The following is a 22,836-nucleotide window of genomic DNA, read 5'->3' as shown; positions in this document are numbered from 1 at the left end:
AGCTTCAAGATCATGCTTTATTCGATCGACGTTGTTTGGCATAACTCGTTACTTAATTTTTATCGAAAAAGATAAGATTAACTGCCATTATTCATTGGTTATCATAATGTTTACTTAAGGTCATATTTTGTGTTGAGACAGCTGTTATTACTCATCCTTTGTTTTATTTTGTTACCTGTTTCACCAATCTCTACGGCTAAAGCTGCCGCGAGCGAAGTAAAAGGGGCGCTCTGCGTTGTTCGTGCTGACGACAAGTTAGTGCTAGTTCATGAAATATTGACGGATAAGATTTCTCTACCTGGTGGGACAATTATTGATGGAGAATCCCCCAAAGTTGCTGCGCAACGAGAAACGTGGGAAGAAACGGGTTTAGTGGTCACGGTTGGGGAGGAACTTGGCAGAACAGATACCGCGGTTTATTACGATTGCATATCAGACTCTGAGATTATTGCTTTTTCGATGAACAATTCCTTAGGTGGGAATGAGTTACCTATTTGGTTTGCTCCTCACTACGGAGTAGAAATCGCATCAGCAATGTTACTTGGACCATCCGAGTTGCCATCATTTTTGTACCGCTATCCCGCTCAATGGCCACAAGCAATTCAGTTTTTTGAACAAGCTACTCAGCAGTCTGCATCTTATGTGACTCAGCTGATCGAATCCGCGCCTTCATTTCGTCAGATTGAATTGAGGTGGATGAAAGACTTACAAAGCTGGGTAGGGGCTTTATCAGAAACGAGTTTCGAGGTAGCGAATCAGATCTCAAATCTTGTTATAGAACTGACAGAACCTACGATACTGCTTTTTCTATTTCCGTTAGTAATGATGCGTTTTGGCAGTCGATTTGTATTCCGACTCTTTTTCGCTATTAGCGCGACGTCCCTGATGGTACTTGTAGCTCAACAGGGCTTTGCGCTTCCTCGCCCGCATGTCTATATACCAATGATGGAGTTAACACACAGCTTTGGATTTAGTTTTCCAAGTTTGCCTATTGCCGTTTGGTTTTGTGTTTTAACCTTTTTATTTCAGAGAACACATTATTTCGGTTTGAATGGTACGACCGCTGTCATGATGCTCATCACGCTTACTATTATGTTATGTAAGTTTTTCCTTGGTAGCGCCTTTTTCTTAGATATGTTGTTTGGTGCGGTGTTAGGAAGCTTGGTGGCCTGGCATGTTCTGCGATTGGAAACAAATCAAGACGTGAATGTTGATCAAGTGCTGAGCTCAAAAGGCGTCTGGTTCATTATGACTGCGGTAACGGCGGTCATCTCTGTTATCTGGCCATTACCTGTGTTTGGCCGCTGGTTAGCTATTTTAATTACGGCATCAGCGTTGGTTATGATGTTTAGAGAGTCAAAAGTGCATTTGGATTCTCGTCAGATGATTTTTGTAACGCTTGCGTTGGTATTCGTTGAGCAACTTTATTTATACTCAAGCTCTGTTGTCTCGTTTAGTGGTTTGTGGTCATTGGTATTGTCGACGTTGCATTATCCATTGTTGATGTTGCTGTTTATCTTGCTTGCAAGAAAGCTGATTCATGAAAAACAACAGAGAGAAACAGTGCTAGATTGATGGTTGTATGTTTTCTTTCTCAGGCATACGAGTAAAAAGAAAGCCTTGCTTTACAGCAAGGCTTTTTTGTATGTTGAGTAGCTCAACAATGTGGCTTTGCGTATATCTGACGCCATGGCTGAGTTAAAGGTAATAACGTTGACGCCATAGCGGCGGAGAGAATTAAGCGTTAAGGACGAATTTTTCAATCGCTTTAGCTACACCGTGTTCATCATTACTTACCGTAATGTAATCAGCGATTTGTTTGGTCTCTTCCATCGCATTTCCCATCGCGATACCAAGGCCAGCGTACTTCAGCATGTGGTGGTCATTTTCAGCATCACCCATACAGATCACTTCTTCCGGTTGAATACCTAGATACTCAGCAATTGCAGCAACACCAATACCTTTGTTGCTCGCTGGGTTAAGAAATTCCAGGAAGAACGGGGCGCTTTGAACCACCGTAAACTCGTCACGCATTTCAGACGGAAGCGCAGCGATGACCTCAGTTAACTTACTTGGCTCGGCAACCATCATTGCTTTGATGATTGGATGATCATCTTCTAGCGATTCAAAATTAATCTCTGTTACATTTAAGCCATTAATGTTGGCTTCGATGTCAGTGTATGGGTTTTTCTCATTGGTGATCAAGCCATGTACTTGGCTGAATGCGTGCACATAAGCGCCTAATTCTTTCGCTTTACGAGCGACTAATTTAGCTGCCTTACCATCAATGATTTGCTGGTGGATGATTTCATTTGTTCCTACGTTCTTAACCATAGAGCCATTGTAGAAAAGGACAAAATCTTTATCGGAATGGATATTCAGTTCGTCGAGCTTGCCTTGCATTCCTTCTAATGGGCGACCAGAAGCGAGAACGACAGTAACGCCTGCTTCGCGAGCCTTTGCGATCGCTTGTTTGTTTTCTTCAGAGATTGCTTTATCACTATTAAGCAGTGTGCCATCCATATCTAATGCGATCAGTTTATACATCATTTCTTACCTTAAAGTTTTTGGGAACTGTAAGTGAATAAGGTTTGGTATAACGCTAACCAGAAACCTACGCTCACCGCGACTATGAAACTACAAAATGGTCTATTTTAACAATTAATTTTTGGTTTAAATTGACCTAGACACGTGTGTCCATTAAGGTCTTCGCCTCGAAGTATTATGAGTTGAGTGAGTTCTACGTTGTATAAGCTAAATGAGATGTTTGAAACCATCCAAGGGGAAGGGGTTTTCACTGGAGTACCTGCTGTTTTTGTTCGCCTTCAAGAGTGTCCGGTTGGTTGCTCATGGTGCGATACCAAACAAACGTGGTATGCAGATGAGAATGACCAACGTCAAATTGGTGATATTTTGGTGAAGACGGAAGATTCTCCGACATGGTGCGTCGCATCTGCCGAGAACATCGTAGAGCAATATCAACTGCAAGGCTTTAATGCTAAACATATCGTGATTACTGGTGGTGAGCCTTGTATTTATGATCTACGCCCTTTAACAAAGGTGTTTGAAGATATGGGTTGCCAATGCCAAATCGAAACCAGTGGCACATCAGAAGTCATCACGTCAGAAAATACATGGGTGACCGTGTCACCAAAAGTGGCGATGAAGGGTAAACTGCCAGTTCTCAATAGCGCGTTAGAGCGTGCGAATGAGATTAAGCACCCAGTTGGTACGCAAAAAGACATCGACCACCTTGATGAGCTATTGGCAAATGCGAATGTCGCGGTTGAGACTGTCATTGCATTGCAGCCTATTAGCCAAAAGCCTCGTGCAACGCAATTGTGTATTGAAACGTGCATTGCTCGCAATTGGCGCTTGTCTGTTCAAACTCATAAATACCTAAGTATTGCTTAAGAGCGGAGAGAGAAATGAAAAAAGCCGTTGTTGTTTTTAGTGGTGGTCAGGATTCCACGACTTGTCTGGTTCAAGCACTTAAAGAGTTTGATGAAGTTCATGCCATTACTTTTGATTATGGTCAGCGCCACAAGTTAGAGATAGAAGTGGCACAAAAGATCGCAAAGGATCTTGGTGTCAAAGCGCATAAAGTGATGGATGTTGGCCTTTTAAACGAACTTGCGATTAGCTCTCTCACGCGCGATGACATCCCTGTCTCACACGAATTGCAAGAAAACGGCCTGCCAAACTCTTTTGTTCCTGGCCGTAACATTCTATTTTTAACGCTCGCAGGAATCTACGCCTACCAAATTGGGGCTGAAACCGTAATTACTGGCGTGTGTGAAACTGACTTTAGTGGTTATCCAGATTGTCGTGACGATTTTGTGAAAGCAATGAACACGGCTTTGGTGAAAGGGATGGACCGTAACCTGACGATCAAAACACCGTTAATGTGGCTAAATAAAGCAGAAACGTGGGCGTTAGCTGATCAATATGACGCGTTGCAACTGGTTCGTGAAAATACGTTGACCTGCTACAACGGGGTCATTGGTGATGGTTGTGGTGATTGCCCATCGTGCGACTTGCGCAAAGCTGGCTTAGATGATTACCTAAACAATAAAGAGACCGTAATGCAGTCTCTTGTGAACAAGCAGGCTGCTGACGTTTAGTCGTGCCTTGTTTTACTGGCTAACATAGTCAGAACTTAGGCTAATTGGCTCATCGTATGCGTCTATAATGATGTTTTTTCCCTGCTTTTTAGCCTGGTATAAAGCTTGGTCTAGTATCGAATAAAGTTCATCAAAGTTGGTAAGCGGCATTGATGTTGATAGATAGGCCAAGCTAGCAGTTACACTCAGATCACTATTATTTACCGTGCGTACGCGCTTCTCTGAAATCGTTTTGTGTAGGCTTTGCACCCGGAAAGGAACGTCAATTTCATCGACGTTTTTCAATAATAAGATAAACTCTTCTCCACCCAAACGGCCGATATACTCTCCCTTATTGAGCTTAGCTTTAAGCACTTGGCAAACTTGCTGTAACACCAAGTCGCCAGTCGGATGACCGTATTGATCATTTATCGTCTTAAAGTCATCAAGGTCGATTAATGCTAAAACATAGCGGAAGTCTTCGTCCGCTTTGGAGGTTTGACCTTTGATGGTCTCTATAATTGCCGCTCTATTCAACGCACATGTTAGACTATCTATTTTGGCTTTTTGTCGTGTTTGTCGCTGAAGTATCAATGCCAGAATGAGCAAGACCAACAAACAGGAAACAACAAAATTATAAGTGCGCTTTTGATCGGCAAGCTTCTCAAATTGATGCTGATTTAAGCTTTTTTCATTATTCAACCGAGCGACTTGAAGATCATATTCGTACTCTTTCTTTGTGAGGTCTAATGCCTCTAATGCTTTAATATTGCTAGCGTCTCGGTTGGCCAATTCAATGGTTGAATAGGCTTCGTGGTGCTCTAATGCCAGTTTATAATCACCTTGGGCTTGGTATGCTTCGGAAAGGAGTAATTGAGCTTGTGCCTGTAATAATGGTCTAGAGTTATTGCTCGCTAGTGTTAACGCGACTTTGCCATGTGCAATCGATTTTTCATTAGCATAGTTTTTCAAATACGCGAACCCAGCAGCTAAATGCCCTTCCGTTTCGAGGTGCGTATTTTCATACGTTTCAGCAATGTCTAAAGCTTTTCTAATGTAATCTACTGCGGTATCCAGTTGCCCACTTTCGGCTAAAACCGCAGACAGCCCTAAGTAGCTTAACCCTTGACCATATGGGTAGTGGAGCTGGTTGAGTATTGTTAATGCATTTTGATAATGATTGATGGCTTTATCGAATTCTTTGGATTTCTTATACATTGCCCCAAGGCTATGTTCGACTTGTGCGACTTTGAGTGGTGTCCCTTCATCTTGACGAGCGAGTAGGGCTTGGATGAGATATTGTTCTGATTGTTCAAACTGCCCAAGCTCTGCTAGCAAATTTCCGACGTCATTGTAAATGCCAGAAGGATCGCTTTGAGCAGACATGTTGGCCAGCAGCTTTCGATAAAGGCTCAGCGCTTTTTCATAGTCACCACGATAGTTATAGTTATTCGCTACCACACGTAACGCGAGATCAATAGGGAAGTTTTCTTGGTGTTGTTGACTTAGATGGCTTTCTAACGACGAGCAATAAAAGTTTGCTTTGTGATAACGACCTTGTTGATTCAACGTATAACAGAGCTGATAGTTCATCAAAGCTTTGCCTTCAGAATCTGAAGTCTGCTTCATTTTTTGTCGCAATGAAGAAAAGCTCTTTACTGAGGCGTCATAACTACCATGCTTACGTTCATTTAAGGCAAGAATGTACTCTGACTCTAACTGAGCAAAGTTATTGTTGAGAACTTGGCTGCTTCCATAGTACGGCTGCTTTATGTTCGACATGTATTCATAAATCAGCCCGCTGACGTAGAGTTTTTCGCTGTGCGATTTCGCGGTGTGGTATCGATCTTGAAGCATGCTTAATGCTGAGTCAGGATTACTTCTCAATGTGGTTTGATAAACGGCGTGCCACTGCGTGATATTTTGTTCTGGCTCAATATCTTGAGTGTCACTAGCATATACCGGGGCGAGTAAGAGTGACGCAAGCAAAGGATAGAGCGTGCGCATATTTAAACGTGCCTTATGTTCTTTTGTTGCTTTGGAATTGGAGAATCATAGCGCTATTAATTAATCAGCGTTGTGATTGAGTTGGGTGTACGAAGAAAAAGAATAGGAAAACTATGCACTTGGTCGATATATCAAAAAAAGAGCATCAAAAGAAAGACCCCAACATAAAGTTGAGGTCTAGAAGTCGTTATGCAATGTAAAGCTTAGCTAGATCTTGAGGCTCCATTTCTTTGCCTTCTAGCTGATCGTTCCAGTTAGTACCAACAAGAACACCATCTTCTGCAAGAGTTAAAAGCCAATCTTCAACAAAGATATCTAGTGGGATTTCTAGTACAGTGAAGTCAGCCCATTCTTCAACATTGTGCGCTTCTGCATCTTCTTTCGAAGACCAGAAAGGCATGACTTCACTGTTTTCGAATTCAGTTGAATCGCAAGATAGCCAACCTTCTTCATTGCGTAAACCCCAAACCAGTTGGTTTTCTTTCGTTTCTGCAATAAAAAGGTCAAGGTTTGCTTGGATATCTGATGTAAGTTTGCTCATTTCAAAACTCTCGTTGTTATGACGCCGCTAGGGTAACACTAAAGTGCCGATTCCTAAAGCATAATACGGTTATTGCAATGAGTAAAAATAAAGGAGCCGAAGCTCCTTTTCTTATGTCGTCCTAGATTTATTAATGCTTGTTTGAACAAACATTAATACAGACATTTTTACCTTTCAGGGAGGGTAGTGAATATTGTCCACTCTTTTTTAATCTCGCCTTTATAACCAACGACAGAAGCAGTTACTCGGCGGTTTAAAGCGTGGCTGACTTCATCGGTACCTTGTTGCGCTAGGTGAGTATCTCCAAAGCCAACAATACGAACTCTGCTCGGTTCGATGTTGTAGCTCAATAGCGCCTCACGGACATTGCGTGCTCGTCTCTCTGATAGATCTTGGTTGTGCTGAGAGCCACCAACTTTACTCGCGTAGCCGTGCAGTTCGATCGACGTAGTAGGGTATTCTTTTAAAAAATCGGACAGTTCACGTACTTGTCTTCTGAATACGGGATTGATTTCATCAGAGTCATTGGCAAAAAGTATTCTCACTTGCATGTTATCTGATGCTTTAATGTATTCGCCGCAACCGTCATTGTCGACTTCTGAGCCTTCCGGTGTGCCAGGGCACATATCTCGAGCGTTGATGACGCCATCGTTATCTTCATCTTGAAGGTCAGCGATTTGCTCTGCATTTGGTACAGGTCGATAGTCATACTCGTCTTCAGCAACAACCTGTTGAGTAACGGCGAGAAGACTTAATATAAATAGAATTTTTATTGGTTTCATGATCAGTACTCCACCTTTTCATTCCATTCCGTAGGCACATCGACTCGCAAGGCATTTAACAATTGGCCGGTCGCATTCATTACACGGTATTTCGCGTATTGTTCTGAATATCGAGCATCCAAGTAGTTTTTTCTCGCTTCAAATAACTCGTTTTCAGTATTTAACAAATCCAGAAGGGTTCGTTTACCGATGCGATACTGTTTCTCGTAGGCGATAACAGTTTCAGATGCCGAATCTACGTGATCCGCCAGAAACTCTTTTTGCTGAAGCGTTAAATCTAGCGCGCTCCATGATAGACGAAGCCCTTCTTCAACGCTGCGGTATGCGCGTTCTCGTAAATCTTTGGCTTTGTTTAGTTGATAGGCAAAGTTTTCAGCATTGGCGACATCACTACCACCATTAAAGAGGTTGTAACGCATACGCAGCATCGCTGTCGTTTCATCACTGCTTCCTTCGATACCGCTTGCATCATCACGCCACGTTTGAGCCGCTTCTACAGATATCGTTGGATAGTAAGTTCCCTTAGATTGCTTATATTGGAACTTAGCTGAGTCTACATCTGCCATCGAAACTTTGATTACTGGATGCGATTCAAATGCCAAGTCAATTGCTTCATCTATGGTGTAGGGAATAAAGTTCTGGTCCGCTCGCGGAAAAATCAATCCTTGTGGGGACTGTCCGACAAGGCGTGTAAACGTGGTGTGGCTGTCATATAAGTTGTTCTGAGCCGCCACCAAGTTACCGTGAGCTTTTGCTAAACGAGCTTCTACTTGAGTTAGGTCAGCGGTAGACCCAAGTCCTGAGTTAACTCGCTTTTTAATGTCTTCGTAGATCTTCTTATGAACCTTCAAGTTGTTTTCTGAAAGTGTAAGAATTTCATAAGCTTTTACTGAATCTAAGTAAACCTTTGCCACTTCGAGTGCCGTGTCTTGAGCATCAGCGAGCAGTTGATAACGAACTGATTCTGCGTCAGCTGCTGTTCGATCCATATCGTTAAGTGTCGCAGAACCGTCCCATATCAGTTGGGTTAGTGTCACGGTGGCTTCTTTTCTTGTCAGATCCGTTGGATCTCGCCCTGTTTCTGCGGGGTTAATGCCTTCATAACCGATACCGGCGTCTAAATCTACGGATGGGAGGTAAGCACCGCCAGATGCTTCATTCACATACTGCTTGCTAACGAATTCATTGAACGCACTTTTGATGTCAGGATTGGTTTTTAATGTGTTTTCAACCGCTTGCTCTAGTGTTTGCCCAAAAGCATGACTAGCTGCGAACACACCAATGCAAAAGGCGTTGGCACGAGTCCACTTCACTGTGATTCTCCTAGATAATAATAAAATTTCTCGAGGTGAGAGGGCTTATAAGTGGGATACCTATAAGGGCGTCAATAATTTAGCGCACAATAACATTAATACACGATGAAGTAACCTGTTGATTCATTGTTCATTTGTTTCATTCTTGATAAATTAATTCATTTGGCGGGTCTAAATTTTGAATAAGGATCCCGATTTTAAAGTGAAATTGATGTTTAACAAGAGTTGAGCGTCTTTTATTAAAATAAGACAAATATGCGCCTGGATTCTTATTGATGTATGACACATAATTACTTAATTGAGCATCAAATTGCTGTTATTGCACTATATAATCAGGCAATATATAGCAAATTAGTATTGTTAGTCAAAAACTTGACAGTTATTTAGGGTTAAGATTTATATGGATCGTACAGCGTTAGTGTCACTCGGTAATCAAGTCGTCGTAATAGGTTTAGATGGGGAGCTGAGAGTCCTAACAGAAGGACAACAGCCCCTACCAGGTGAAGTGGTAGTGGCAACGACAGATGCTGCACCTCTAAATTTGAACATTCAACTAACTGAAGAGCAAGGCTCAAAAGATATTTCTGATGATGTGGCACGAATTATTGGTGCTATTGAGCAAGGTCAAGACCCTTCTATAGTTGATGAAGAACTCGCGCCGGCAGCGGGTGAAAACAGTGGTTCAAGCTTACAAAATAGTGCCACGATTGCACGGGATGGCACTGAAGTACTGGCCTCAACAAATTTTGAAACTATTGGCTTGGAATCCCTCGGTTTATCTGAAACACAAGCGTTGACCTTAAATGACTTTTTCGCAACAAATATAGAAACCAGTGGAGATGGCTCAAATAAACCGCTTACTAATTCTCCAGTGACATTAAGCGCTATCGAAGAAGATAGCGATCCCATCACGATAACTACCGAAGAACTACTATCAAATGTCGATATTGACGATGCTGATACTCTTATCGTTACAAACGTTACTATTGAGAGTGGGAATGGCACTTTAATTGATAACAACGATGGATCTTGGACTTATATACCAGAAGCTGATGATGATACTGAAGTGTCATTCTCCTATGACATCATTGATGACGATGGGGGTGTTATTAATGGCACTGCTAATTTAGATATTAAGCCTGTTAATGACGCGCCAATAGCGACTAACGATGCGATTCAAACTGACGAAGATTCCCAGGTTGTAATTGATGTGCTCGCTAACGACAGTGACATTGAAGGTGACGATTTAACCATTACCTCTGCTTCTGTATCAGAAGAGCAAGGTATCGTTGAGATTGTCGATGGTAAGCTTGTTTTCACTCCGGCTGAAAACTTCAATGGTAATGCAACTATTAGCTACACCATCTCAGATGGTGAGCTAGAGGATGAAGCTCAAGTCTCGGTAACAGTAAACTCAGTTAACGATGCGCCTATTGCCCTTAATGACACAACAATTACAGAGGAAGATACCTCAGTAACGATTGATGTACTGCCAAACGACACTGACATCGATGGCGATGCGTTAAGCATCGAATCGGCGTCTGTGCCGAGTGACCAAGGTCAAGTCGAGATTATTGACGGCAAGCTTGTATTTACGCCAACTGAGAACTTCAATGGCGACGCTGAGATCACTTACACCGTCACCGATGGTTCGCTGACTGACCAAGCGACGGTCACCGTCACCGTGAATGCGGTGAACGACACACCTGTGGTTGAAAGCAACATCGCAGACCAAACCTTGGCGGAAGATTTCACGCCATACACCATCGATCTAAATACCGCTTTCAGCGATGTGGATAACGCCGATGGCGAGTTAACGTTTAGCGTCTCTGGCAACAGCAACATTCAAGTGGCGATCGTCAATGGCATTGCTACGTTCACTCCAACCGCGGACTGGAACGGCTCAGAAATCCTAACGTTTACTGCCACTGATCCAAGCGGCGAAAGCGTTAGCCAAACGGTGAACTTCACGGTTGCGCCTGTGGCGGACATCGTGGCAGACAAAGCGACGGTTGTGGAAGACACGGCGACCATCATCAAGGTCTTAGATAACGACACGTTCGAAGGCGACGACAAAGTGGTGTCGCTTGATACCAATAACGGTCCAGCTAACGGCACGGTCTCGGTCAATCCTGATGGCAGCGTAACTTACACGCCAAACGACAACTACCACGGTACAGACAGCTTCACCTACATTGTCACGTCAGGCGGGGTATCGGAATCCACCACGGTGAGCGTTGATGTGACGCCAGTGAATGATGCACCAGTGGCAAAAGATGACACGGCGATTACTGACGAAGACACGCCAGTGACGATTGATGTCCTGCCAAACGACACCGATATTGATGGCGAGAAGCTGAGTGTTGAATCAGCCTCTGTACCTAAAGAGCAGGGCACGGTTGAAGTGGTGGATGGAAAACTCGTCTTCACTCCGGCAGAAAACTTCAATGGTGACGCTGAAATCACCTACATCGTTACGGACGGTGAATTGACCGACGAAGCGAAGGTGACCGTTACAGTAAATCCAGTAAACGATGCACCAACTATCAAAGTTGATGCCGTAGAAAGCATCACTGAAGATGCAGTGAACACGGATACGGTAGTCGCAACCTTAACGGTTCGTGATACTGATACGCCAGAAGACCAATTAACCGTTTCTTTAGAAAACAACTCAAACGGTTACTTTGTGTTAGTTGGCGATGAAGTCAAGCTGACTCAAGCAGGCGTCGATGCGGTTAACAACGATGAACTTAACCTAAAAGACCTGACTATCAGCGCGTCAGTATCGGATGGTGTTAATCCAACGGCTAACGACAGTGATAGTTTGATTGTGAATCGTGTTAACGATGCGCCGACTGTTGATAATGTCATCTCAGATCAAGTGCTATCGGAAGACTTCGCGACCTACACGATTGATTTAAACAACGCATTTAAAGACAGTGACTCCACACTTAACTTCTCAGTGTCCGGTAACAGCAACGTGTTGGTTTCGATTGAAAACGGCATCGCGACCATTTCACCAACAGCAGACTGGAACGGTTCAGAAACCCTAACGTTCACTGCTACCGATCCAAGTGGTGAAATCGTCAGCCAAGCGGTGAACTTTACGGTTGCACCGGTAGCTGACATTGAGGCAGACAGTGCGGATGTAGTCGAAGACACACCAACCATCATTAACGTCTTAGGTAACGACACGTTCGAAGGCACTGATAAAGTGGTGTCTTTGGACGCCGATAATGGTCCTAAAAATGGCACCGTCATTGTGAATAACAACGGCACGGTGACCTACACACCAGATGACAACTACGTCGGCAAAGATACGTTTACTTATGTCGTGACATCAGGCGGTGTATCCGAATTCACTACCGTTGAAGTCAATGTGACGCCGGTCAACGACGCGCCAGTGGCGAAAGATGACATCGCGACGACACAAGAAGACACTGTGGTTACTATTGATGTTCTGCCAAACGATACTGATGTGGATGGCGACAAGCTGAGTATTGAATCAGCCTCTGTACCTAAAGAGCAGGGTACGGTTGAAGTGGTGAATGGCAAACTGGTGTTCACACCGGCAGAAAACTTCAATGGTGATGCTGAGATCACTTACACCATCACCGACGGTGTGCTGACTGACCAAGCGAAGGTGATCGTTACCGTTAACCCAGTAAACGATGCACCGACTATCAAGGTTGATGCCGTGGAAAGCATCACTGAAGACGCAGTGAGCACTGATACGGTAGTGGCGACGTTGGAAGTCGCTGATTCTGATACGCCAGAAGACCAATTGACCATTTCTTTAGAAAACAACTCAAACGGTTACTTTGTGTTAGTTGGCGATGAAGTCAAGCTGACTCAAGCGGGTGTTGACGCGGTTAACAACGACGAACTCAACCTTAAAGATCTGACTATCAGCGCGTCAGTATCGGATGGTGTTAATCCAACGGCTAGCGACAGTGATAGTTTGGTTGTGAATCGTGTTAACGATGCACCGACTTTAGAAAATGCCATTGCAGACCAAGTGTTAGCGGAAGATTTCGATGCATACACGATCGACTTTAATGAAGTATTCAAAGATACTGATTCCTCGCTAAACTTCTCAGTGTCTGGCAACAGCAACGTGTTGGTTTCGATTGAAAATGGCATCGCGACCATTTCACCAACCGCAGACTGGAACGGCTCAGAAGCGTTGACGTTTACTGCCACCGATCCAAGTGGTGAAAGCGTCAGCCAAACGGTGAACTTCACGGTTGCACCTGTGGCGGATATTGAATCTGACCGCGCGACGGTTGTGGAAGACACGCCAACCATCATTAAGGTTTTAGGTAACGACACGTTACCAATAACGGTCCAGCCAACGGCACGGTCTCGGTCAACCCTGACGGCAGCGTGACTTACACGCCAAACGACAACTACCACGGGGCAGACAGCTTCACGTACATCGTTACCTCCGGTGGGGTCAGTGAGTCCACCACGGTGAACGTCGATGTCACACCAGTGAACGATGCGCCAGTGGCGACCAATGACAATACCGTTACTGACGAAGATACACCAGTGACGATTGATGTCCTGCCAAACGACACCGATATTGATGGCGATAAGCTGTCGATTGACTCGGCATCTGTGCCGAGTGACCAAGGTACAGTCGAGATTGTTGATGGCAAATTGGTCTTCACACCGGCAGAGAACTTCAATGGCGACGCCGAAATCACTTATACCGTTACCGATGGTACACTGACCGACCAAGCGACGGTCAACGTCACCGTGAATGCGGTGAACGACACGCCAGAGGTTGAGAGCAACATTGCAGACCAAACCTTGGCGGAAGACTTTACGCCATACAGCATCAATCTGAATACCGCTTTCAGCGATGTGGATAACGTGGATGGCGAGCTGAGCTTCAGCGTTTCTGGCAACAACAACGTGTTGGTGTCGATTGAAAATGGCATCGCGACCATTAGCCCAACCGCAGACTGGAACGGCTCAGAAATCCTAACCTTTACGGCTACCGATCCAAGCGGTGAAAGCGTCAGCCAAACGGTGAACTTCACGGTTACCCCTGTGGCGGACATCGTGGCAGACAAAGCGACGGTTGTGGAAGACACGCCAACCATCATCAAGGTTTTAGGTAACGACACGTTCGAAGGCGACGATAAAGTGGTGTCGCTGGATACCAACAATGGTCCAGCTAACGGCACGGTCTCGGTCAACTCGGATGGCAGCGTAACCTACACGCCAAACGACAACTACCACGGTACAGACAGTTTCACCTACATCGTTACCTCCGGGGGCGTCAGTGAATCCACCACGGTGAACGTCGATGTGACGCCAGTCAACGATGCGCCAGTGGCAAAAGATGATACCGCTGTTACTGACGAAGATACTCCAGTGACGATTGATGTCCTGCCAAACGACACCGATGTGGATGGCGATACGCTGTCTATCCAATCAGCGTCTGTACCTGAAACACAAGGTACAGTCGAAATTATTGATGGAAAACTGGTGTTCACACCGGCAGAGAACTTCCATGGCGATGCTGAAATCACTTACACCGTCACCGATGGTGCGCTGACTGACGAAGCGACGGTCAAAGTTACGGTGAATGCCGTGAACGATACGCCTGTGGTTGAGAGTAGCATTGCAGACCAAACCTTGGCGGAAGATTTCACGCCATACACGATCGATCTGAATACGGCCTTCAGCGATGTGGATAACGTTGATGGCGAGCTGAGCTTCAGCGTTTCTGGTAATAGCAATGTAAATGTCTCAATAGAGAATGGTATTGCTACCATCAGCCCAACGGCAGACTGGAACGGCTCAGAAACACTGACCTTTACCGCCACCGATCTAAGCGGCGAGAGTGTTAGTCAAACCGTGAACTTCACAGTTGCCCCTGTGGCGGACATCGTGGCAGACAGCGCGACGGTTGTGGAAGATACGCCGACCATCATCAAGGTTTTAGGTAACGACACGTTTGAAGGCACTGATAAAGTGGTGTCTTTGGGCGCCGATAAGGGGCCTGAAAATGGCACCGTCATCGTAAACAACGACGGCACGATAACCTACACACCAGATGATAACTACGTCGGTAAAGATACGTTCACTTATGTCGTGACATCAGGCGGTGTGTCTGAATCCACTACCGTTGAAGTCAATGTGACGCCGGTCAACGACGCGCCAGTGGCGAAAGATGACATCGCTACGATACAAGAAGACACCGCAGTTACTATTGATGTTCTGCCAAACGACACTGATGTGGATGACGATACGCTGAGTATTGAATCAGCCTCTGTACCTAAAGAGCAGGGTACGGTTGGAGTGGTGGATGGAAAACTCGTTTTCACTCCTGCAGAAAACTTCAATGGTGACGCTGAAATCACCTACATCGTTACGGACAGTGAATTGACCGACGAAGCGAAGGTGACCGTTACAGTAAATCCAGTAAACGATGCACCAACTATCAAAGTTGATGCCGTAGAAAGCATCACTGAAGATGCCGTGAACACGGATACGGTAGTGGCGACGCTGGAAGTCGCTGATACTGATACGCCAGAAGATCAATTAACCGTTTCTTTAGAAAACAACTCAAACGGCTATTTCGTGTTGGCTGGCAATGAAGTCAAGCTGACTCAAGCGGGCGTCGATGCGATTAACAACGATGAACTTAACCTTAAAGACCTGACTATCAGCGCGTCAGTGTCGGATGGTGTTAATCCAACGGTTAGCGACAGTGACAGTTTGATTGTGAATCGTGTTAATGATGCACCGATTGTTGAAAATGCGATTGCAGATCAAGTGTTATCGGAAGATTTCGCGACCTACACGATTGATTTAAACGACGCATTTAAAGACAGCGACTCCGTGCTTAGCTTCTCAGTAGCCGGTAACAGCAACGTGTTGGTTTCGATTGAAAATGGCATCGCGACCATCTCACCAACGGCAGACTGGAACGGCTCAGAAATCCTAACCTTTACTGCCACCGATCCAAGCGGTGAAAGCGTCAGCCAAACGGTGAACTTCACAGTAGCGCCTGTGGCGGACATTGAGGCTGATAAAGCGACGGTTGTGGAAGACACGCCAACCATCATTAAAGTTTTAGGTAACGACACGTTCGAAGGCGACGACAAAGTGGTGTCGCTGGATACCAACAACGGTCCAGCCAACGGCACGGTCTCGGTCAACCCTGACGGCAGCGTGACTTACACGCCAAACGACAACTACCACGGTACAGACAGCTTCACCTACATCGTTACGTCTGGTGGGGTATCGGAGTCCACCACGGTGAACGTCGATGTCACACCAGTGAACGATACGCCAGTGGCAAAAGATGACGCGGCAACAACACAAGAAGATACCGCTGTCACGATTGATGTTCTGCCAAACGATACTGATGTGGATGACGATAAGCTGAGTATTGAATCAGCCTCTGTACCTAAAGAGCAGGGTACGGTTGAAGTGGTGGATGGAAAACTCGTCTTCACACCGGCAGAAAACTTCAATGGTGACGCTGAAATCACCTATATCGTAACGGACGGTCAATTGGCCGACGAAGCGAAGGTGACCGTTACCGTTAATCCAGTGAACGATGCGCCAACCATCAAGGTTGATGCCGTAGAAAGCATCACTGAAGACGCAGTGAGCACTGATACGGTAGTCGCAACCTTAACGGTTCGTGATACTGACACGCCAGAAGACCAATTAACCGTTTCTTTAGAAAACAACTCAAACGGTTACTTCGTGTTGGTTGGCAATGAAGTCAAGCTGACTCAAGCAGGCGTCGATGCAGTTAACAACGATGAACTTAACCTTAAAGATCTGACTATAAGCGCGTCAGTATCGGATGGTGTTAATCCAACGGCTAACGACAGTGATAGTTTGGTTGTGAATCGTGTTAATGATGCGCCAACAGTTGATAATGTCATTACAGATCAAGTGTTATCGGAAGATTTCGATGCATGCACGATCGACTTGAATGAAGTATTCAAAGATTCTGATTCCTCGCTAGAATTCTCAGTCTCTGGCAATAATAACATCCAAATTTCTATTGTGAATGGTGTTGCTACCATCACTCCGACTGCGGATTGGAATGGCAAAGAGACAATTACGTTCACAGCTAAAGACCCAAGCGGTGAAAGCATTAGTCAAACGGTGAACTTCACGGTTGCGCCTGTGGCAGACATCGTGGCAGATAGCACGACGGTCGTGGAAGACACGCCAACCATCATTAACGTCTTAGGTAACGACACGTTCGAAGGCGACGACAAAGTGGTGTCGCTTGATACCAGTAAAGGCCCAGCTAACGGTACAGTCTCCGTCAACCCTGATGGCAGCGTAACCTACACGCCAAACGACAACTACCACGGTACAGACAGCTTCACCTACATCGTTACGTCAGGCGGGGTATCGGAATCCACCACGGTGAACGTCGATGTGACGCCAGTCAATGACGCGCCAATGGCGAAAGATGACACGGCAACAACACAAGAAGATATCGCTGTCACGATTGATGTCCTGCCAAACGATACTGATATCGATGGTGATACGTTACGCATTGACTCGGCGTCTGTGCCGAGTGACCAAGGTACAGTTGAGATTGTTGACGGTAAGTTGGTGTTCACACCAGCCGAGAACTTCAATGGTGACGCCGAAATCACTTACACCGTTACGGATGGTTCGCTGACTGACCAAGCGAAGGTCAACGTCACCGTGAATGCGGTGAACGATGCACCAACTATCAAAGTTGATGCCGTAGAAAGCATCACTGAAGATGCCGTGAACACGGATACGGTAGTGGCGACGCTGGAAGTCGCTGATACTGATACGCCAGAAGATCAATTAACCGTTTCTTTAGAAAACAACTCAAACGGTTACTTCGTGTTGGTTGGCGATGAAGTCAAGCTGACTCAAGCGGGTGTTGACGCGGTTAACAACGACGAACTCAACCTTAAAGATCTGACTATCAGCGCGTCAGTATCGGATGGTGTTAATCCAACGGCTAGCGACAGTGATAGTTTGGTTGTGAATCGTGTTAACGATGCGCCAACCATCGATAATGTCATCTTAGATCAAGTGCTAGCGGAAGACTTCGCGAACTACACGATTGATTTAAACGACGCATTTAAAGACAGCGACTCCGCGCTGAACTTCTCAGTGTCTGGCAACAGCAACGTGTTGGTTTCGATTGAAAATGGCATCGCGACCATTTCACCAACAGCAGACTGGAACGGTTCAGAAACCCTAACGTTTACTGCTACCGATCCCAGTGGTGAAAGCGTCAGCCAAACGGTGAACTTCACGGTTGCACCAGTAGTCGACATCGAGGCGGATAGTGCGGATGTAGTCGAAGACACACCAACTATCATTAACGTCTTAGGCAACGATACGTTTGAAAACACTGATAAAGTGGTGTCTTTGGACGCTGAGAATGGTCCTAAAAATGGCACCGTCATCGTAAACAACGACGGCACGATAACCTACACACCAGATGATAACTACGTCGGTAAAGATACGTTCACTTATGTCGTGACATCAGGCGGTGTATCTGAATCCACTACCGTCACGGTCAATGTGACACCAGTAAACGACAAACCTGACAGTGAAGACTTTACGCATGTGGCCGATGATCAGCTTACGCACGTTGTGTTTGATACCGATACGAAACCTCTGGGTAGCGGTGACTCTCAAGATCATATCGCGGATGTTGAAGACGATTTAAAAGGCAACGATCTACATGTCCGGATTACTGAACTGCCAACCTCAGGTACGTTGTTCTTTAAAGATAGTGATGGTGAGTTGCACGAAATTAAAGAAGTAAGCGATACGCTTTATGACAAAGACAGCCTTTACTATGAAGCTGATAATGTTGGCTTCTTATTAGGTATCAAAGATCGTCCTAATACGCCTAATAGCTCGGAATCTACAACAGATTTCAATAACTGGGGATTAAGTGAGGATGGTGGTTCATCACATTCCCGTACTGAGCATTTAGCAAATGGAGCTTCTATCACCATTTCTTCTGATAGCGGTGAGCTTGCGCAGTACAACCGCCAGGTGTCACACATCGGCAATGGTATCGCTGACAATGATGGGCAGGGTATTGAGAAAGGTGAAACGATTACGATCGATTTGTCTAATAATCCTGTGGGCAGCGTAAACCTTGGTCTAGATGGACTAGGTGGATTGTTTGATTACGGTGATGACAACGCAGCACTTATTACGGTTACATACTTAGATTCAAATAATGTCCAACAGACTCAAACGTTCGAGTTTTTGAAGCCTGAAGGCAACTTCATGCTATTCCAAGAAACAAGCGTTGGTTATGGGAAAGATCTAGCTCTTCCTGAAGGTTCGGTCATTACTCAGTTAGATTTTTCTACGAAAAATGAAGGTAACTGGGAGTTACGTTATGTAGAAGGTGTTCCTGCCGAAGACAGCTTTGGATATGTGGCAGTCGACTCTGAAAGTGGCGTTAGCGATCCATCTACAGTCAATATCGTTAATGAAATGCTAGATGGTAATATTGCTGAAAATGGGCCAAGCCTGTCTGTGGTCGGTGATAGCGTGACTGAGGGTGACAATGTCACGTTTTCGGTTGTTCTAGATGAAGTCACCAGTACTGCTGTTAAGTACCAAGTTGATATGCTTGTTCAAGGTTCTTCAGTTGATAAGAATGACGTAAATCTATCAAATGCAACCTACACAAATGGTGTTGTTTTCTTAGGTGGTTACTTGATTGTTCCTGCAGGTATAAGTAGCTTCGAAATATCGATTCCGACTATTGATGACTTGGTTGTGGAAAGCAGCGAAACGATCGTTCTTGAGCTCGGCGGTGAAACGGGGACGGCAACAGTTCTTGATAATGATAGTACAGAACTTAGCGTAGTAGATGCCGGCGATGTCATTGAAGGAACTGACGCAATATTTACCCTTTTACTCTCTAACCCTGTTCAAGAGACCGTTGTCGTCAATCTGAAGTCAACAACAAATGATAGCTATACTGCGGAAGATGTTGATCTAGGCACTATGGTAGTGACCTATGTGGATACTCATGGTCAAACTCAAACATTAGATATAGCGCCTAATGGAGACGTTACCATACCTCCAGGTGTCGCTGAAATTAAAGTCGCAGTCCCGACCAAACTAGATAATGTCCATGAAGGTGATGAGAGCTTTGGTCTGACGGTTACGGAAATCGGTAGTGTCACCAGTAATGGTATTGCAACTGGTAACGCAAATATTGTGGATTCTGAACCTGCACCTTTAGTTAGTATCAGTGCCGATCAAAACAGCGTAAATGAAGGTGAAACGGCAGGCTTTACGCTGACACTTGATAAAGTTGCAGATGAGAGTGTTACGGTTCATGTCGAATATAGTGGCGTGGCCCAAGATGGAAAAGATTTTGTTGGCGTTCTGAGTGTTGAAGTTCCTGCGGGTCAATCTTCAGCTGCTCTTGACTTACTGACGCTCACCGATGGTATTTATGAGGGCGCAGAATCTTTCACAGTAACCATTAAAGAGGTGGATGGCGCTGATGCGAGCATTGCTTCAAATAACAGCGCAAGTGTTGTGATCGTTGATGCCCAAAGTGCACCGAAAGTGACTATTAGCTCAGATCAATCCTCAGTTGATGAAGGTAGTGATGCAAAATTTATCGTCAACATTGACCAAAAAGCAGATGAAGATGTACTGGTAATATTCACAATCGGCGGGAATGTTGATGACAAAGATTATATTGCTCCAAGTACGTACACAGTCACGATTCCAGCGGGTAAAACGTCGGCGCCGATTGATATAAAAACTCTCTATGATGGTATTTACGAAGATCTTGAAAACCTAACTGTGACTCTAATTGATACGGTTGGTGCAGATTCGACGCTTGCAAGTGACTCGAATGAAGCAACAGTCTCTATTATAGATGCTCAGCACGCTCCAGAGTTTATTTCTGGCGGCGATAGTGCTGGTGACAAACCAAATGATGATGTTTACGACTTCGGGTCAGTTAACGAAAACACGGTGAGTGGGTCCGTTATTGGTACGGTCGTTGCTGAAGATCACGATAATGATGTGCTTGTATACCGCTTTGCAGATGGCTCGACCACTAATGGTATTTTTGATATCGACCCGACAAGCGGAGAGATTTCATTGAACAAGACAATCGATGATGTTGACTTGGGCGATTATACGCTTCAGGTTGAGGTTATCGATGGAACTGGCGGGATTGATACTGCCGAGGTCAATGTTTCTCTGGTAAATGTGAATGATGCTCCTGAATCTTCGCCTTCCGCGGTTGAGATGAGTGAAGATACCCAAGTGATGCTTGATTGGTCATCATTCGGTATTAGCGATGTGTCGGATAGGCGACACCTGTTACCAGATGCCGCCCTCCTAAGAACCGTACGTGCAACTTTCACTGCATACGGCTCAAGCCTCCACTAAGGCGTTATTGTTACCCAGCAACTCACAAAGCAGTGGCGACAGGATCAAACCATGAGTTACGACCTGTATTTTTCACCTTACGTTCATTGAGAAAACCTTCCCAAAAAGGATCGAACAGGGTCGCTTGACTCATGATTTTTACATGTCGCTTGATTGGCACTTGACCAATTTGAAACAGTCGGATCACGCCATACAGTCCATCCTTTTTAAACCAGCCATGGAAAATCCATTGCCCTTGATAGTTTAGAAAGTACTTGTGTGCGATCCATTTACGTCCCTTGTTTGGGTGACGCCTGACTGACCATCGCCATAACGCTAGAAACATCTGATGACCAACATAGCCGAAGGTTTGTTTAGCAACACAGTGGCGATAGTAATTCGCCCATCCTCGTAGCTTTGGATTCATCATCTTAATGAGATCGGCTACTGGGATTGTTGCGTGTTTTCTAATGAGGTCACGCATGTTTCGTAAGAATGATAATACGTTGGATTTGCTCGGTTTAATGAGCAGTTTCCCTTTGTACTTTCTGGCGTTGAAACCAAGAAAGTCAAAACCATCATTGATATGAGTAACGTGCGTTTTCTCTTCAGAAAGCGCTAAACCTCTTTCTTGTAAGAAAGCCATCAGTTGCGGCTTAATGTCATTCACTAGGACTTCCTTTGAAGACCCCGTGATAACAAAGTCGTCAGCATAACCTATAAAGTTTACTCTGCTGCCTGTCTTGCGAGCGATAGACTTAATTAACTTTTCTAGTCCGACAAGAGTGAGCAACATCAGGGTGGGTGAAATTATCCCTCCTTGTGGTGTTCCCTCTGCCGTTTTGTAGAATAGCCCTTTGTCTATATAACCACATTCCAGCCATTGCTTGAGCATCCTTTTGTCTGTCGGTACATTATCAAGTAGCCACTGGTGACCTATCTTGTCGAAACAAGCTTTGATATCCCCCTCAAGAACCCATTGTGCTGCTCCCTTTTTGCACAGGCATTTGAAGCACTGCTGTATTGCATCGGCTGCGCTTCGGTTAGGTCTAAAGCCATAGCTGTTAGGGTCGGCAATTGTTTCCGATATAGGTTCTAGTGCTAGAAGATGTAACGCTTGTTGCGCTCGGTCTATCATACACGGGATACCTAATGGTCTAAGTTTGCCGTTTTTCTTCGGGATATAGATTCTTCTGAGCGGTTTAGCTCGATAGCCTTTTCTGATCAGTAAGCTGACTGCCGCCATTCGACGTGCATCGGTGTTCCAGATGTCGCCGTCAATTCCTGGCGTTTTACTGCCTTTGTTTTGTGATACTCGACGAACAGCGAGAAGTTTTGCTGCTTTCGAGTGAGTCAGTATCCACTGTAGTGCTTTCGCCTTACCGTGTTTACCTTCTCGGATTGCTTTTGCAATGCGCATCTGGAGCCTTAACACATGGCGCTCAACCGCTTTCCAGTCGATGGATTGCCATTGGGCGCTGCCAGAAGGGGCACTCACTTCATGAGAAGAGATCATCTGCGTTCCTTCTTAAATAAAGTTTTCCAAATCATCTTGCAATGGGAGACCAGTTGGAAGTGGGCACACTTTCGTGTCAAACATCCGTTTGTATCTGCATCATTACAATGCAGCATTCGCTTTTTCCAACCTCCTTTACCAGCACCGCTATCGGCTCTCTTCA

General features: G+C 45.1%; 10 protein-coding genes and 1 pseudogene. 5 read left to right on the top strand and 6 right to left on the bottom strand.

What is annotated here, in order from left to right; translation table 11 throughout:
• Positions 1–129: 129 nt before the first annotated feature.
• Positions 130–1,575: a bifunctional NUDIX hydrolase/phosphatase PAP2 family protein gene (locus OO778_RS09190; RefSeq protein WP_074191294.1), complete on the top strand. Its 1,446-nt coding sequence runs from the start codon at positions 130–132 to the stop codon at positions 1,573–1,575.
• A 162-nt stretch (positions 1,576–1,737) separates the two neighbouring features.
• Here the strand turns inward: OO778_RS09190 and OO778_RS09185 are convergent, their stop codons facing one another.
• Positions 1,738–2,547 carry a Cof-type HAD-IIB family hydrolase gene (locus OO778_RS09185; protein ID WP_074191295.1) on the bottom strand — a complete coding sequence of 270 codons (810 nt, stop codon included), beginning with the start codon at positions 2,545–2,547 and terminating at the stop codon, positions 1,738–1,740.
• Between the two features lie 216 nt (positions 2,548–2,763).
• On the opposite strand from OO778_RS09185, the gene queE reads away from it, so the two are divergent.
• Positions 2,764–3,414: a 7-carboxy-7-deazaguanine synthase QueE gene (queE, locus tag OO778_RS09180; RefSeq protein WP_264909317.1), complete on the top strand. Its 651-nt coding sequence runs from the start codon at positions 2,764–2,766 to the stop codon at positions 3,412–3,414.
• A 14-nt stretch (positions 3,415–3,428) separates the two neighbouring features.
• Positions 3,429–4,124, top strand: a complete 696-nt coding sequence (queC, locus tag OO778_RS09175) for a 7-cyano-7-deazaguanine synthase QueC (RefSeq protein WP_048626429.1) — start codon at positions 3,429–3,431, stop codon at positions 4,122–4,124.
• Positions 4,125–4,136: 12 nt separating this feature from the next.
• Here the strand turns inward: queC and OO778_RS09170 are convergent, their stop codons facing one another.
• The 4 genes from OO778_RS09170 to OO778_RS09155 form a co-directional block, all read right to left on the bottom strand.
• On the bottom strand, positions 4,137–6,110 hold the full coding sequence (locus OO778_RS09170) for a diguanylate cyclase (protein ID WP_258633771.1): 1,974 nt from the start codon (positions 6,108–6,110) through the stop codon (positions 4,137–4,139).
• A 187-nt stretch (positions 6,111–6,297) separates the two neighbouring features.
• On the bottom strand, positions 6,298–6,651 hold the full coding sequence (locus OO778_RS09165; RefSeq protein WP_258633767.1) for a DUF2750 domain-containing protein: 354 nt from the start codon (positions 6,649–6,651) through the stop codon (positions 6,298–6,300).
• A 167-nt stretch (positions 6,652–6,818) separates the two neighbouring features.
• Positions 6,819–7,433, bottom strand: a complete 615-nt coding sequence (locus tag OO778_RS09160; RefSeq protein ID WP_258633764.1) for an OmpA family protein — start codon at positions 7,431–7,433, stop codon at positions 6,819–6,821.
• A 2-nt stretch (positions 7,434–7,435) separates the two neighbouring features.
• Positions 7,436–8,746: a TolC family outer membrane protein gene (locus tag OO778_RS09155; protein WP_258633761.1), complete on the bottom strand. Its 1,311-nt coding sequence runs from the start codon at positions 8,744–8,746 to the stop codon at positions 7,436–7,438.
• Positions 8,747–9,257: 511 nt separating this feature from the next.
• On the opposite strand from OO778_RS09155, the pseudogene OO778_RS09150 reads away from it, so the two are divergent.
• Both OO778_RS09150 and OO778_RS09145 read left to right on the top strand, forming a co-directional pair.
• Positions 9,258–19,606: pseudogene (locus OO778_RS09150) on the top strand (tandem-95 repeat protein); the annotation flags it as partial.
• A gap of 159 nt (positions 19,607–19,765) precedes the next feature.
• Complete coding sequence (locus OO778_RS09145) at positions 19,766–21,178, top strand: Calx-beta domain-containing protein (protein ID WP_264911384.1); 1,413 nt, start codon at positions 19,766–19,768, stop codon at positions 21,176–21,178.
• Positions 21,179–21,200: 22 nt separating this feature from the next.
• On the opposite strand, the gene ltrA is transcribed toward OO778_RS09145, so the two are convergent.
• Positions 21,201–22,673 (bottom strand): group II intron reverse transcriptase/maturase, encoded by a 1,473-nt coding sequence (ltrA, locus tag OO778_RS09140; protein ID WP_264909311.1) that lies wholly within the window; start codon positions 22,671–22,673, stop codon positions 21,201–21,203.
• Positions 22,674–22,836 lie beyond the last annotated feature (163 nt).

Source organism: Vibrio sp. STUT-A16 (assembly GCF_026000495.1).
Lineage (GTDB): Bacteria > Pseudomonadota > Gammaproteobacteria > Enterobacterales > Vibrionaceae > Vibrio > Vibrio diabolicus.
The sequence above is the reverse complement of the archived record's forward strand: the minus strand, read 5'-3'. Positions and strand labels throughout refer to the sequence as shown.